At 48.9% G+C, this 15743-nt stretch carries 10 protein-coding genes; all 10 read right to left on the reverse strand.

All coding sequences use genetic code 11. From position 1 onward, the window contains the following. Nucleotides 1-152: 152 nt before the first annotated feature. A complete protein-coding gene (locus NSB25_RS10990) occupies nt 153-1628 on the reverse strand; it encodes an NAD(P)H-hydrate dehydratase (protein WP_103239712.1) in 1476 nt (491 codons plus the stop codon). A 109-nt stretch (nt 1629-1737) separates the two neighbouring features. Further along, nucleotides 1738-2367 (reverse strand): hypothetical protein, encoded by a 630-nt coding sequence (locus NSB25_RS10995; RefSeq protein ID WP_103239713.1) that lies wholly within the window; start codon nt 2365-2367, stop codon nt 1738-1740. Nucleotides 2368-2415: 48 nt separating this feature from the next. Beyond that, nucleotides 2416-3057 carry a redox-sensing transcriptional repressor Rex gene (locus NSB25_RS11000; RefSeq protein WP_103239864.1) on the reverse strand — a complete coding sequence of 214 codons (642 nt, stop codon included), beginning with the start codon at nt 3055-3057 and terminating at the stop codon, nt 2416-2418. A 72-nt stretch (nt 3058-3129) separates the two neighbouring features. Further along, entirely contained in the window at nt 3130-4347 is a 1218-nt protein-coding gene (locus tag NSB25_RS11005; protein WP_103239714.1) for an NADP-dependent isocitrate dehydrogenase, read from the reverse strand. A 22-nt stretch (nt 4348-4369) separates the two neighbouring features. Continuing rightward, nucleotides 4370-5065, reverse strand: a complete 696-nt coding sequence (locus NSB25_RS11010) for a GntR family transcriptional regulator (RefSeq protein WP_103239715.1) — start codon at nt 5063-5065, stop codon at nt 4370-4372. A gap of 73 nt (nt 5066-5138) precedes the next feature. Continuing rightward, nucleotides 5139-6551 carry a 2-isopropylmalate synthase gene (locus NSB25_RS11015; protein WP_103239865.1) on the reverse strand — a complete coding sequence of 471 codons (1413 nt, stop codon included), beginning with the start codon at nt 6549-6551 and terminating at the stop codon, nt 5139-5141. A gap of 166 nt (nt 6552-6717) precedes the next feature. Further along, nucleotides 6718-7626, reverse strand: a complete 909-nt coding sequence (locus tag NSB25_RS11020; protein ID WP_103239716.1) for a S8 family peptidase — start codon at nt 7624-7626, stop codon at nt 6718-6720. Nucleotides 7627-7712: 86 nt separating this feature from the next. Further along, nucleotides 7713-8609, reverse strand: a complete 897-nt coding sequence (locus tag NSB25_RS11025) for a sugar phosphate isomerase/epimerase family protein (protein WP_103239717.1) — start codon at nt 8607-8609, stop codon at nt 7713-7715. 49 nt (nt 8610-8658) lie between these two features. Continuing rightward, the gene (locus NSB25_RS11030) at nt 8659-10695 is read right to left on the reverse strand and encodes a leucine-rich repeat domain-containing protein (RefSeq protein ID WP_103239718.1); all 2037 of its coding nucleotides are present in this window, start codon (nt 10693-10695) and stop codon (nt 8659-8661) included. 74 nt (nt 10696-10769) lie between these two features. Then, a complete protein-coding gene (locus NSB25_RS11035) occupies nt 10770-15731 on the reverse strand; it encodes a leucine-rich repeat protein (protein ID WP_103239719.1) in 4962 nt (1653 codons plus the stop codon). Nucleotides 15732-15743 lie beyond the last annotated feature (12 nt).

A 15743-nucleotide genomic window follows, 5' to 3' on the forward strand; every position in this document is an offset into this window, starting at 1 on the left:
AGAACGCTGTAGATTTCCGCTTTCTCTGTGTATTTGTAGGATAGTTTTACCAGTTTTTCGGATGTTTATACATCCCCATGAAACTACCGGAACAGGAACCATAAATGGTAACTGATATCCCCCTCTCTATCATATGAAAAAGGAGTCTGAATTTAGTACCGCATCTGCGCTGTCAGGTCCCCTGCCATACAGCCGTACTCACCTCGCTTCCCCACCGCCTTCTCACCTGCCCTGCCATGAATATAAGCGCCCACGGCGGCAGCTTCAAAAGCATCCATTCCCTGCCCCAGAAGTGCCGCCGTAATGCCCGCGAGCACATCTCCGCTTCCCGCCGTAGCCATGCCATTGCTGCCGCTTAAATTTACACAGACATCATGTCCTTCCCCACAGATCAGGGTTCTGGCATCCTTGGCCGTAACCACCGCATGAAGCTCCGATGCCAGCGCAATGCCGCAGGAAAGCAGTTCTTCGGCGCAGGCAGACACGGATTGTCCTGTAAGACGGGCAAGCTCACCCACATGCGGGGTTAAAATAACCTTTCTTCCCGCCGCTCCCTGCTCTGCCAGAGCCGCTCTCAGCTCCGGGTGTTCCGCCAGCAGATTCAGTGCGTCCGCATCCGCCAGCAGGGGAAGCCTGCTTCCATATATCACCCCTTCCAGACAGGATAATGCTTCCGCCGATTTTCCCAGTCCCGGTCCCACAGCAATGACATCCGCCCATTCCACACTTCTGTCCAGCTCATTCGGGGTCCCCAGAAGTGCTTCCGGCACCGCCTGCTGCAGAATCGTCCTGTTCCCGGCACAGGTAATCACCTTTACCATGCCTGCCCCTGTCCGATAAGCCGCTCTCGCCGCCAGTATGGCCGCCCCCGCCATATTCAGACTCCCGGCGATCAGCAACACCTTGCCGAAAGTCCCCTTATTTCCTCCCCTCTGGCGCTTTGGCAGAAGTTGCGCAGCCTCCTCGTCATAGGCGTACATCTCCGGTTTTCTGCCATAAAAGCTTCTTTCCGATATGCCGATATCCGCCGTGCTCACCTCCCCGGCGTATTCGCATCCAGGGTAGAATACCAGCCCCCGCTTGCAGAAGCCAAACGTAACCGTCTCATCCGCCCGCACGGCACAGCCCATGACCCTGCCTGTGTCGGAGTGAATACCGCTGGGCACATCAAGAGCCAGTTTCCAGCCCTCCAGGCTGTTGAAAAGCATAACTGCCTCCGCATATTCATGCTTTATTTCTCTGGAAAGTCCCACCCCGAACAACGCGTCTATCAGCGCCCCATAGTCACCCCTTCGGGGCTTATCCGTAAATTCCACCGGGTATTTTTCCAGAATGCTTCTCTGCTGTTTCCACTGGGGAGATGCCTTTTCCCTGTTCCCCACGCACCAGACCTCCACCCGGAAATCTCTCTCTGCCAGAAGTCTGGCCACGGCAAGCCCATCCCCGCCGTTATTTCCCATACCGCACATGACAAGTACATATCCGCCCCGGCCGTCACACCGCGCTTCCGTCAGCTCCGCCGCCGCCAAAGCCGCCCGTTCCATCAGGACACATGCCGGAATTCCGATTTTCTCTATTGTATTTTCATCAAATCGTCTCATCTCGGACGCTGTCACAAGATACCTCATATTCTGTTCCCCACTTCCGTATCTGTCCCGACAGATACGCCTTTCCAGTCTGCGACACCTCTCTTACACCGGGCCACGCAAAAACGGACTCATCGCCGTTTTCCCGCAATCAGTCCGCCTTTTCTCCGGAATCATACTGCATATCAAATATTTCTATCACTTCCGCGCCAAATACATCATGCATATAGGCATAAATGTCACTGTTGCGCTGCTCCATTTCCTGCTTTCTCACCAGCCGCTTCTTCAGTTCCACACGGACTTCCGAAACCCACTCCGCGATCTCCCGAATCCCTTCCTTATTCTCCTGCATGGTGTCATAACAACAGTCCATGGTCGCCAGCATCAGCTGAAAATTCGCCTGGTCAATCTGCCGTGGGATCTCCAGCAGCTGGTCCTGACGCGCTTCCAGACGTTCATTGCACTCCTCCACCAGCTTCTTGTTCTGCTCAATTTTTCTGGCATTCTCCGAATCCTCATCCTGTCCCGCTTCATCCATCAGAGACACAATTTCGTTCATGAGCTTCTTCTTCAGCCGCTTAATATCCTTTACTTCGTTATTCAGCTTTCCCTGCTGCTTTAACAGCGAATTCAGCTGTTCTTCCAGACCGGATACTTCTCTTCTGGCCTCCTCGGTCAGAAGGCGGTACCACTTATTGTCCAGAGTAAGAACCGGGATCTTCTTTCCCTCCAGCGCCCGGATGAACATTTCCCGCTGCTTTCCTTCTCCCCTGCTTTCCATTCTCCCTGACCTCCCCTGCTTTCTCCATTTCCATTCAACTGCCGCGGCTCACTCGCCGTTGGGAGCCGCCTTGCGGATATTGTAGGATAATTTCATAAGGCTGTCGGAGAGATGGACATTTTCCACCTGAATCCCCTCCGGAACATTCAAATCCACATGTGCAAAATTCCAGATTGCATGAATTCCCGTGCGCACCAGCTTCTCGGCCACGGCCACCGCCCCCGATTTGGGAATGGCCAGCACGGCAATATCAATGTCATTCTCCCGGATAAAATGCTCTATCTCATTCATGGGCATGACTTTGACTCCCCGTATCCGGCTGCCGATCAGAGCCGGATTCTCATCAAACATTCCGCGGAAAATAAACCCTCTTTTTTCAAAATTTATGTAATTGCCCAGCGCACGTCCCAGATTGCCGGCACCGATGATGATAAAATTATGCTGTCTGTCCAACCCCAGAATTTTCCCGATTTCATGATACAGATATTCGACGTTATAGCCATATCCCTGCTGTCCGAAGCCGCCGAAATTGTTCAGATCCTGGCGAATCTGGGATGCGGTCACCTTCATCAGTTCGCTCAGGTCCTGAGAGGAAATCCGCTCTACTCCCTCGTCCTTCAGTTCTCCCAGATACCGAAAATACCGGGGCAGGCGTCCGATGACAGCCTGTGAAATTTCCTTTTCCTCCAAGATCACGCCCTCCGATAACATTTCGCAAATATTTCCTCTGTTAATCATAGCAAAATGTCAAATTCATGTCAATCATTTTAGAAGGTACAAATTGTCCAGCGTCGCCCGGATGGCCCGGATAAAGTCCAGACTGTTCAAAATAACCGGATTTTCACAAGTGGAAATCAGAGACAGACTTCTGGTCATTTTCCCATCCTCCACAGTCCTGATGCATGCCTGCTCCAGCTTATCCGCAAACGCGGTCAGCTCTCTGATCCCGTCCAGCTCGCCTCTTTTTCTCAATGCTCCCGTCCATGCAAAAATTGTCGCAATGGAGTTGGTGGAAGTCTCTTCTCCCTTCAGATGTTTGTAATAGTGGCGCTGAACAGTACCGTGAGCGGCCTCATATTCGTAGACACCGTCAGGAGATACCAGCACCGAAGTCATCATGGACAGATCCCCGTAGGCGGTGGCCACCATATCCGACATCACATCCCCGTCATAATTCTTGCAGGCCCAGATAAAACCGCCCTCCGACCGGATAACCCTTGCAACTGCATCGTCAATCAGAGTATAGAAATATTCTATGCCAAGATCCTCAAATTTTGCCTTATACTCGGTATCATAAATCTCCTGGAAAATATCTTTAAAGGTATGGTCATATTTTTTGGAAATGGTATCTTTCGTGGAAAACCACAGATCCTGTCTGGTATCTACCGCATAGGAAAAGCAGGCTCTGGCAAAACTGCCCACAGACTTTTCCGTATTATGGATTCCCTGCAGAATACCGGGTCCTCTGAACTCATGAATCAGCTCCCTTGTCTCGGTACCGTCCTCCGCGGTGAACACCAGTTCCGCCCGGCCCGCTCCCGGCACCTTAATCTCTGCATTTTTATATACATCTCCATAAGCATGACGCGCTATGGTAATGGGTTTCGTCCAGTTGCTCACATACGGGACAATTCCCCTGACCAGAATGGGAGAACGGAATACCGTACCGTCCAGGATAGCCCGAATGGTTCCGTTGGGGCTTTTCCACATCTCCTTCAGCTGGTATTCCTTCATTCTGGCCCCGTTGGGCGTAATGGTGGCACATTTCACAGCCACGCCATACTTCAGCGTCGCATTGGCGGAATCCACCGTCACCTGATCGTTGGTGGCATTGCGGTTCTCCAGTCCCAGATCATAATATTCCGTCTTCAGATCTATGTAGGGGTACAGCAGCTCCTCTTTGATCATCTGCCAGAGGATTCTGGTCATTTCATCCCCGTCCATCTCCACCAGCGGAGTCGTCATCTTAATCCTGTCCATGTGTTCTCCTCTCTTTCCTCTGTTATAATTCTTCTCTCACATAGGCCTCTCTCAGGCCGTTTTTGACCATGTTATCATAGGCATTTATCATGTGCTGATGCGCCAGCTTCTCTGCAAGCTCTCCATCCTTTGCCTTGATTGCCTCCATGATTCCCTTGTGTTCTTCGTTGGATTTCGGTCCTCTGTTCGCATTTGCCAGTGTCTTCTTCCTGACCCTCAGCACATATTGATGGAAATCCTTCAGCTGATGTTCCAGAATTTTGCTGTCACAGGCTTCATACATAATATCATGAAAACGATTGTCCAGTTCTGCCAGCTGCTCCAGATGGCCCTTTCTGGCATGGAATTCCGCCAGATATACATTTTCTTCCATCTCTTCCATCTGCTCTTCGGTAATGTGTTCCGTGGCCCACCGGGCACAAAGTCCTTCCAGCAGAGAGCGAATCATGTAAATGTCCTTTACATCCTTTTCCGTTATCCCTGTGACATAAGCACCTTTATTGGGTACAATCTGAATCAGTCCCTCCAGCTCCAGCTGACGGAACGCCTCTCTCACCGGCGTGCGGCTGACTCCCATTTCTTCCCCGATTGCCACTTCCCGCAGCTCTTCGTATTCCTCGTATCTGCCGCTCAGGATATCTTCCCTGAGTCTGCTGAATACCCGGCCCCTCAGAGAGTATTTGTCGCTTACCTCACTTTTTACATCATAACTGTTCATCTTCCCTTTTCAACCTCCATGCCGCATCCTCCTGACAGTTCAGACAGGCAACCGGACTGCCGCACATTCCCATTCAGGAAATCAAAGTTATTCCCAATTCCTCACAGACATCATTTACACAGGAAACGATTTCCTCATCTGTCATCACCGTGACACGACCTCCTGCATATTCCCGGTCCACCCATTCCTTTATCCTGGCAACCAGCTCGGAATTCTTCTCCACCTGCTTCTCTCCCCGCAGCTTGTAATAAGTGTTGAGCCAATGGGCAATACCTGCCAGTCCGGAGGTGTTGGACACAGCACAGAGCACAGGTCTGTTCAGGAACTTCTCTGTATCAAATATGTTATAGATTTCTTCGTTTTTCAATAATCCATCCGCATGAATACCGGCTCTTGTCACGTTGAAATTCCTGCCCACAAAAGGCGTTCTGGGCGGTATGGAATACCCGATCTCCCTCTCATAATATTCCGCCAGCTCGGTAATCACAGTGGTATCCATTCCGTTCAGATGCCCTTTCAGCTGCGCATACTCAAATACCATGGCTTCCAGAGGCGTATTGCCTGTCCGCTCCCCGATTCCGAATAGAGATGTGTTGACGCCGGAGCAGCCATACAGCCATGCTGTGGTAGAATTTGTCACCGCTTTATAAAAGTCATTATGTCCGTGCCATTCAATCAGCTCATGTGGAACCCCCGCATGCGTGTGAATCGCATAGATAATTCCCGGCACACTTCTGGGAATTACCGCGCCCGGATAGTTTACGCCGTATCCCATAGTGTCGCAGGCCCGAATCTTCACAGAAATTCCGTATTCCTCCATCAGCTTCATCAGTTCCAGACAAAACGGTACTACATAACCATATATATCCGCCCTGGTGATATCCTCGAGATGACATCTGGGGCTGATCCCCTCCTCCAGACATTCTCTGACGACACTCAGATAATGTTCCATGGCCTGGCGCCTGGTCATCTTCAGCTTCAGAAAGATATGATAATCGGAACAGCTGACCAGTATCCCTGTCTCCTTCATGCCGATTTCCTTTACCAGTCTGAAATCTTCCTTACTGGCGCGAATCCAGCTGGTCACCTCCGGAAAGGCATATCCTCTCTCCATACATTTATAGGCGGCATCCCGATCTTTTTTGCTGTACAGAAAAAATTCACTGGCGCGAATCATCCCGTTAGGTCCGCCAAGTCTGTGAAGGTAATCATAAATTGCCACAATCTGTTCCGTAGTATACGGTGCCCTTGACTGTTGGCCATCCCGAAATGTGGTATCGGTAATCCAAACCTCCTGCGGCATATTATGAGGAACAATTCTGTCATTGAAAGGAATCTTCGGAATCTCAGAATAGGGAAACATATTCCGAAACACATTTGGTTTCTGTACATCGTCCAATATGTACATATGCTCCTCTATCTGCAGGAGATGATTATTCTCGTTCATTGTGACCGGCCGATACTGAAATGTCTCGTTAGCTTTCATAGGAATACCCATGCCTTTCTGTAGCCCGCAACTATCCATGCGTATTTTAGGGCGCCGCTTCAAATGATTCTGTCAACAGGGCAATCAATACAGCACTGCGCCCGTATTATTGTATACAATAATACGGGCCATGTCAATATTTTTTGCAAAAAGAAGCTGCTGAAAATCAGTTCAGCAATCGTTCCACATTCACCATTCCCCAGCCCTGCTGATTCCACGGAAGTCCCAGGTCCGTCGCCGTGTACAGCAGTTTCTGTCTGCATTCTTCGTTGCTCATATCAGGATATTTCTGAAGTGCCAGAGCCGCCGCCCCGGACACCACTGGCGTAGCCATGGAAGTCCCGCTTTTCGCAACATATGCGTTCCGATTTCTGCCTCTGCCAAATCCCCCTGCCCCATTCAGATTACAGGAAATAATGTCCGTGCCGGGTGCCACCAGATCCGGCTTACGGACAGGACTTCCGGCAATTCCCCTTCCTGAGTACAGGGAACATCTCGAAGGATTATCCACAGCATAGCTTCCATCATGGCATCCCACCGTCAATACCTTCACCCCTCCCACAGACGAAATTGTCCCTTCCCCGGGACCCTTATTCCCGGCAGCACATACTACCAGAATCCCGTTTCTCCATAACTCTTCAATTTTTTCATGTAAAGCGTTCTCCTTCATCGGTTCCTCCAGACTTCCAATACCCACAGATATATTCAGAATCCTGATCTCATATTTCCGCTTGACCTCCAGGATCCAGTCCATTCCTTCTATCATAATCTCCGTGGATCCGTCCCCTTTTTCGTCCAGGACTTTCCCCACCACCAGTCTGGCTCCCGGCGCTATTCCACGATACCTTCCCGAGGACATTCTGCCGCTTCCGCACAAGATTCCGCACACATGAGTACCATGTCCGTTATTGTCATATATCAGATTTCTATGTCCCACAAAATCTCGAAAACACACCGGTCTGCCCAGCAGGTCCGGGTGCATGCTCATGCCCGTATCCAGCACGGCAACTGTCACGCCCCGGCCATCTGTCCCGACAGGCAGATTTGCCCCTGTCATATTTCTCACTCTCTGCATAATCAAAAAATCCCGGCATATACATTAATTTATTGTATGCTGGGATTGTTCTGATGTTCATAATGCATGATCAGAGCTCTGCTCTCTCATTGCAGCTGATAAAGCCGCTGCCCTGCTTCATACGCCCGCTTCAGGTAATCCTCCGGCTCATCCCCCGCCTGCATGCTCACCTCAAGCACCAGCGGATTTTCATAGGCCGAACGGGATAATACAGGCATCAATTCTTTCCACGGGAAATCGGCATCCTCCGGTATCCGATGGGCATCACCGCAGCCCGGCCGGTCTCCCCAGCCGCGATTGTCATGCAGATGGACAGAGTAGATTCTGTCCTGAAAGGGAACTGCCAGTTTCTCCACAAATTCTCTGCCCCATACCAGATAAGCGTGTCCTGTGTCCAGACAAAGTCCTAGGAACGATTCCGGATAGCGCCTGCATAACCGGGTAAACTGTTCTATCTGTAACTCACCCGGCGCTTCAAACAGATTTTCAATACAAATCCGCACATTCCTTTCCGCACAGAACGGCATCAGCTCATCCAGAGAACGATATACCTGCCCGTAAAATATTTCCTTATAATCCGGGTTCCTCTCAAATTCTTCATAGGGAAGATACATATGCAGCACGATTTCCGTTGCGCCGATAATATGTGCCAGCTCGACCCGATTCTGTATCAATTCTACTCCCGCAATGCGATTGGGCTCCAATGATGAGGTATAGTCCTTCCGATAGTGCCTTTTTATCCGTGCACCCCCTGCCCCGGAGCTTCCCTTGCTTGCATGAAGTGATTTCGCCTTCAAGCCATATTCATCCATCCACTCACGTATCTGCTTCATCTCTGAAACAGCATATATGTACTCTCCGTCCCACTCATAGCACCAGTGTATATGAGAAAATCCGGCTGCCGCAATCTGTTCCAGGCTTCGCTTCCTGTCCTCAATCACCACAAATTCTCTGTCAAAGTCCGTACTGATTCCCAGTTCCATTCTCTTGTCCTCGCTTTCATAATAGTGCCGGCAGCCGGGCTATCGATGTTTATCGTAAATCCATATCCTGTACCCCGCACACTCCGATCACGGATACATTATTCATCCGAAACTGAAATGCCTCCACACCGTTTATGGAAACGCGCTCCACTGAAAGCATCTCCAGCTGCCCATTTCTGTCCAGGGTAACTAATTTCAGATTTTGCCCTTTCAGATTCTCCGGCACAGGAAGCGTTACCGTAAGCGCCTGGCTGCCCAGCTTTGACAAGGGTATTCCGCTCTCATCTGTCAATGTCAAATCATAGATACCTGTATTTTCCGGAAGACCGGCGCTGAAAGCGCGTTGAAACGCTTTCTCCATGGCGCTGATATCCTCCGCCTTATTTACAGTCAGCGTGTAACTTCTGTCAGCACCTTCCAGGGAAGCCGCCTCCGGCAGAACCGCTCCGGAACCAAAAGTCTCCTCCAGCCCAATTACGGTCACACCGGGTGTCTGCGGATCTGTTCTGTTAAAAATTCGATATTCCACATTGGAAAGTCTCGTGGCAGAGGACTCATAAGTATGTTCTGCTTCTCCGGTTCCATAGGTAAGAATGGCATTGCCGAAAGCCTGAAGTCCGATTTTTTCCAACGATGCCGGTAAAACCACCTCTCCCAGGATATTTCCCAGAAAAGCTCTGTCCTTAATCTCCTCCACACAGTTCCCCAGGTCCAGACCGGCCAGGTTACTGCAGCCTTCAAAGGCCCCCTCCCCTATTACCAGCAGGCTGTCCGGAAGCGACACACTCTCTATCTCTGTGTGGTTCTTAAACACTTCTGCCGCAATGACACGCACATCTCCCGGAACTGTTACCTCCGCAGCGTTCCCCCGATAGGCAATCAGCACGCCTCCTTCTGTCAGAAAGTCACCGTCAGCAGCCGCATTTCCGGCCGCGTCCGTGCCCTCCAGGAAATTCTTCACCCACAGAGTGTGTTCAAAAGCTCTGGGCTCCACGCACATCACCGTATCAGGAAGGGTAACCTCTTCCAGAGCATCACAGTGGTAAAACGCACCATATCCGATTTCCTTCACACCCTCCGGCAGCACGACAGAGACAGCAGAACTCCTCGCAAAAGAAAACTGTCCCACTTCCTCTATTCCTTCAGGCAGTGATATATCTCCTAAATCTCCGCAGCGATAATAAGCCTCATCTGCAATGATTCTCCCGTCCACAATTCTGAATTTGGGAACAGTATCTCCCCACTCTATATTTGCAGACGGACTTTCCGTGGGAGCCTCTGCAGCGTCCTGGCGCCTGTCGTTTCCATATACTTTGAGCAGCGTATTATTTACGAAAAGGACTGCTCTGTTCCCCACTACATGTGTAGAACCCAGTACATTTCCCTCTGTCTGCGCAGGCGGCTGTGTGGGAACAGGATTCTCCGGCCCCGGCGCAGGCGTCGGTTCATCCGGTACAGGCGTTTCCGTCCCCTGTCCGGGGTCAGAAGGCTGAGAGTCCGGAGTCTCTTCGTATCCCGGCATCTCCTTCTGCCGCTCATAGAAATCCTTTGCATATTGTTCCGCCACACTGCCGGTCTCCGCATGAATGGTCAGTTTTGTACATCCATTAAAAGCCGTTTCATGAATGTACTGGGTCTCCGGCGGGATCGTGATATCTTTCAGATTCACGCAATCTGAAAAAGCCTGAATCCCGATAGAAGACACGGTAGACGGCACACTTATCTGTACCAGTCCCTTACATCCTGTAAACGAATAATCTCCTACTTCACTCAGTCCCTTGCCCAGAACTACTGTATCCAGATTATCACAGCCCCAGAAAGCATAGGATTCAATTCTTTTAACGGAATTCGGCACTACCACAAGCTCAATATTTTTATTCTCCTCAAAAGCGCTTTTCCCAATCACTTCCACAGTATTGGGAATGGTCACATTTTTTTCCGTACCCCGATATTTTATCAGAGTACTGCCTTCCATTTTAAAATCGGAGGCAGATGTTTCCGCATCTGCCTCCGACACAGGAAGCAACATGATTATCAGTGTCAGCATCATTATCAGGACACCTGTAATACGTTTTTTCCTCTTCATATGCCTTTCCTTTCGGCTTTCGCAACAGTCCGGCCAATGGCTGAACTGTCACTTCTTTTCCTTCGAGAAGCAATTTATGCTCTGACCGCAACTTTCTGCTTCTTTTTAGGACTCTTTCTATTATCCTTCACCATGAACATTACAAAGGACAGACTGGCCAATCCAATGGACAGGAACCATTTGGGATGAATACCATCACCGGTAGTCGGTGTACTGTCGGAAATCGTTCCGTCAGACAAATTGGTAATATCCACATAAATCACATAGGGTGAAAAATGTTCCGCCGTAAAGGTAACACAGGACACGCCGTTAATCGTCGTAAATCTGGGCGTCAGTTTATCCAGTTTGTCATTTACCACGCCTGCCACCTTGTTATTCCCCGCATAAGTAATCAGCGAATCCGGCAAAGGCAATGTAATGCTCACGGACAGCCCTGTGGTATCTGTGATCAGCTTTGTTCCCGTGGAATCATACAGGGAAATATCCATGGGGAAATACTTAATGTTGTCAACACTTCCATACTCCGCCAGCAAAGCCCGCAGAATCGCCTCTGTAGCTGTACTGCTCTCTGTCACCTTTATCGTAAAGTTGTCAGAAGAGCCATTCACCGTTGCGGACACTACTCCCGTATTGGATAATCCGTTCTTGTCAATTACAACGGTATTTCCCTTATTTACAGTACCGGTGCCGCTGCCGGGGCGATTGGTATTGGAACTGTTGCCGGTACCTGTACCTGTGTTGGTACTGGTTTTCGCCTTATAGTTGGCGATGACTGCCACATCATTATTCGGCATTGTAATAATCGCCGAAGACATGGTCTTATCCGTGACCACCGTATTCGCAGGGCTTACCGTCCAGCTGCTGAACTCCTGTCCTCTCGCCGGAGGGTTGGCTGTAATGATAATCTGTGTGCCGGGCGCATAGCTGCCGGAACCGCTTCCTCCCTGTACTGTCAGCGTATGGGTTGCAGTGTTGCTGCTTCCGGTATTGCTGCTTCCCGTTCCGTTATTATTATTGTTGTTGTTATTGCCATTATTGTTGTTGCCATTATTGTTGTTATTGCCATTATTATTGTTATTATTACCGTCGTCTGGATTGTTCGGATTATCAGGATTATCCGGATTGTCAGGCTTATCCGGGTTATCCGGATTGTCCGGATTATCCCCCCCGGAACCCGGCAAATAAGACGCGTAAACCACCTCGTCACTGTTTATATTTGTCGGAAGATCCAGCCACCCGGTAAAGGTATATCCTTCTACCGCCCACTCACTTCCCGAAGGTCCGGTAATATTAGGAGCACTCTCGCCGCCCATTACCGTCATGGTCTGGAAAACCTGCCATTCTCCTCTGATACTGCCCTTCCGTGCCATATATTTTACTATATACTGGCCTTCCTGGCGATACTTTGCGACGGCAGTGTAATCACCTGTAACCTTCGTCAGATCCCCTTCGCAATCCCACTCCACAAAGCGACTGTCATTCATGATCGCAGACAATTCTTCAATATCCGCCGCCAGCACCAGGGCATTGCCCGTATCCGCTATCTCCATGCGGTACACTTCCTTCATGCCGTCCTTGCTGTCCCAGAAGGTAACAGTATGTGTAATATAACCATACTGTGCGGTAAAATGCCAGGTATCCTTCTCCACTTCCAGCTTCCATTCTGTAAAGCGCTGGGGAAGGCCGTTCACTACTATATTCTGCGGAATCTCAGGATAAACCACTTCATTCATTCCCGAAACTCTGTTCTCGGCATATACTTCCTGCTGATTCCCCTCTTCATCCCGATAGGTAAAGTAAACATTGTAAGTGGAAGGGAACTTTGTCTCCTCGGTAATAAAACCCTGTGCATTACCGACCCGATATGCACCCTCTCCGCCTTCTGCATAATACCACCATACTTCTTCAGGTGGATTACTCATATCTACTTTTCCGAAGTGCTTTTGAGATTCACCGGCATTATTGTCCCCATAGAAGGCGTTAGGCGCACACATCAGATTCTTACATCTTACATTAAATGTATCTACCGCACTTCCGACAAAGGCAAAATCTTCAATCATTGCGAGGCTTTCAGGAAACGTCACAGTAGTCAGAGACTCTGTCTCGGCAAAAGCTCCCTTTGGAATTGTAGTAATATTAGTGGCAGATAAATCAATTGTTCTTACCTTGCTGCCTCTGAACGCCTCTTCCTTGATCTCCGTGATTCCCTCTCCCAGATCCAATGTGCTGACATCTTTTGCACTCTTGCCTTCCAGACACTCTATCAGACTGTAAGGATTCCCATTGGCATCCAGTTCATATATGAAGGACTTCTCATCACAGACAAACTTTGGATGGTTGTCAAAGTTCACAAAGCTAAGCTTTTCACACCCGTAAAATGGCACCTTCCCCATGGTGGTGTAATCTGCCGAAATGGTTACCTCCGTAAGGGACGTACAATCCTGAAATGCATAGTCGCCTATCTTCGCAGGCGTACCGGTAGTTCCCTGCAGCAGTTTAATTGCCGTTAAAGTGGTGGAGCCTGCAAACGTTCCGGTACCTTCCTTAATTCCTCTGTCAGGATCACTCTCATCAATCTCACCGCCTTTGATTTCCAGCAGGCTGTAGGCTGTGACTGTCTTGCTTATAGTGGGATCTTTTTCTCCCTTCTCTCTGATCAGACCTTCTTTTACCGACTGTACTCCCTCGGGAATGACCAGATTAACTGTTGCATCCGCAACTTCCTTCTCATTTGGAGTCATACTACCAGGGTAATTAGCAGCAGCATTTTCCATTGCCGCTTCATATACAGTCTTACCGGCAGCATTTACTTCCGCCCCCGGCAGATGCAGATATTTATACGTAGCTGAATTATAGGAACTCAACTCACTCAGCGCCGGGAAGTTCACCAGCTCACTCAGCCCGGTGGCCGGATTATATTTTATCTCAAGGTTCGACGGCCATCCGCTGTAATAGGTAATATAGCTGTCCTTCTGTGCGCCGCTGTTGTAAGTTCCCCCACTGCTCATGGCATACTGGAAGGGGCCGAACGTGGATGAAATCGGACCAGTAAAATGCAGTTCCTTTGCAGGAACTCCGTCTGTATCCTCGACCTGTCCCTTGCAGTCATGGCTGCTTCCTGTAAAATCCTGAGTCCGGAACGCATTTGCGCCAATCGTAATATTATCGCCGGAATCCAGCGTAAAATCTGTAAAGATGACATTCGTCAGATTATGACACCCCTGGAAAGCTCTCTCTCCTATTCCCTCAACTGTGGTGGAAACAAGAACTGTCTCCAATGTACAGCGATTCTGGAATACTCCCGGATCAATAGTTCTGATGGCATAAGGACCTATCTTCGTCGGAATGGTAAGGGATTTTACGTCTCCATTATTAGGTGTATAGCTAAACAGGTTATTTGCTGACGTCACCACAAAAGTATTCGTTGCTGTACTTTCCGGATCCTCCATGGTAAGTTCGTAACGATCCTTCTTGGCATAATTTCCGCCCCGGTCATAGATATAACTAAATGCAAAGCAGTTGTCTTTACACATTTGGTGAAGATCAGACCCCTCCTGGCCTTCAAAATAAAATTCTCCGTTTACCGTGGTTCCTTCACCCAGCATAGCTTTAAACTGCTCATAGGTATAGACACCCGGCTCTTCCACAAAAGACATATCGCTGCTTCTCGCGCACACATATCTCAGAGAGGAACAGCCCTCAAATATGGAAATGGGAACATCTCCATTACATCCATCCGGAAAAGTCACCGACTGCAGAGCACTGCAGCCCTTGAATACATCATATCCTATTTTGCTCAGTCTATTGACGCCATTTCCGGTACTGTCGCTTCCCTCACTACACAGGTCAATCGTCTGAAGCGCGTCACAGCCTTCAAATGCGGAATCGCCTATCTGGGTCACACTCCAGGGCATAGAAAACTCTGTCAAAGATCTGCATTTTTTAAAAGCAAATGCTCCCAGTGCGCTCAGCGGACAGTTAGCATTTAGCGGAATGGACTGTAACTGAATGCACTCTTCAAAGGCCCCTTCCCCTATGACACTCAAACCATTGCCGCCATCATTTCCGCCCTCCGAACCACGAAACTCTACACTATTAATACCTGAACCATAAAAAGCATAATCGCCAATTCCCTTAAACGATTTTCCCAGACTCAAAGTGACAATATTAGAAGTTTTTGCAAAAAGACCTTTATCTTTATTTTGGTCAGTTACTTTTTCCCATTCTTTTTTATCCTCATTATACCATTGATTACAAATATAATTTACTGCTACATTAGTTATTCGTTGAAAATTTATGTGTCCATCTACCGTTTCATATATCGTACTATTCGGGCCGCTTTCCGACGCGACATCATCTCCTGTTGGATGATCGGTGTCATAATAAATTCTATTTGCCTTAAGCCCCTCCCATGCTGCTTTATCATTTAAATAACAGGGAAGATAATCCCCATCCTCAACTAAATACCTTTCGTATACAATATTTTCTTCGGTAATATCTTCAAGTTTTTCAATATACTTTGTCGGCTTATTCGGATCACTTTTTTGAAATCTTTTTTCGACTGCATTCCGGTAAAACAAAAAGTTCCCATTTCTGCCTACTGCTACATATCCTGAACTTTGTCCCTGATTTGAAGTATACTGCCTGTAAGCATCCACTGTATCAGGAATATTTAATACCCCGTTTTGAACATAGCCTTTATTATACCCTACCAGAACTACAGCCCACGGTGCATCCTGACCAGTAGTAGCCTTCTCCTGTATATATGCAAACTGCAGATTTGTATCCTCTGTTGTATATATTTTAGGGTAGCTGCCATTATTATCTTTTTCTAATGTTGGAATAGCATCACTTTGAGGTCGAACAGTATCTGTTCTTGCACGTGGAGCCGCAATCTCCCCTGTTCCCCCGGAAGCCTGCAGATTATCCACAGGAATCGCCGCCACCACAAGAGCAGATATCAGGAACAGCGTTCCCAATGTCCTGCGTATGGTTCTCTTCAGTCTTCTCGCCTTTTTCTTAACTGCTTTACTCATCTCCGTTACTCC

This window comes from Acetatifactor muris (genome assembly GCF_024623325.1).
GTDB classification, from domain to species: Bacteria; Bacillota; Clostridia; order Lachnospirales; family Lachnospiraceae; genus Acetatifactor; species Acetatifactor muris.

Bases quoted from the DNA above. Each gene is read 5' to 3' on its own strand.
- NSB25_RS11015 (WP_103239865.1), bottom strand. From the start codon at position 6,551: ATGAAAGCTAACGAGACATTTCAGTATCGGCCGGTCACAATGAACGAG.
- NSB25_RS11010 (WP_103239715.1), bottom strand. From the start codon at position 5,065: ATGAACAGTTATGATGTAAAAAGTGAGGTAAGCGACAAATACTCTCTG.
- NSB25_RS10995 (WP_103239713.1), bottom strand. From the start codon at position 2,367: ATGGAAAGCAGGGGAGAAGGAAAGCAGCGGGAAATGTTCATCCGGGCG.
- NSB25_RS11035 (WP_103239719.1), bottom strand. From the start codon at position 15,731: ATGAGTAAAGCAGTTAAGAAAAAGGCGAGAAGACTGAAGAGAACCATA.
- NSB25_RS11025 (WP_103239717.1), bottom strand. From the start codon at position 8,609: ATGGAACTGGGAATCAGTACGGACTTTGACAGAGAATTTGTGGTGATT.
- NSB25_RS11005 (WP_103239714.1), bottom strand. From the start codon at position 4,347: ATGGACAGGATTAAGATGACGACTCCGCTGGTGGAGATGGACGGGGAT.
- NSB25_RS10990 (WP_103239712.1), bottom strand. From the start codon at position 1,628: ATGAGGTATCTTGTGACAGCGTCCGAGATGAGACGATTTGATGAAAAT.
- NSB25_RS11020 (WP_103239716.1), bottom strand. From the start codon at position 7,626: ATGCAGAGAGTGAGAAATATGACAGGGGCAAATCTGCCTGTCGGGACA.
- NSB25_RS11030 (WP_103239718.1), bottom strand. From the start codon at position 10,695: ATGAAGAGGAAAAAACGTATTACAGGTGTCCTGATAATGATGCTGACA.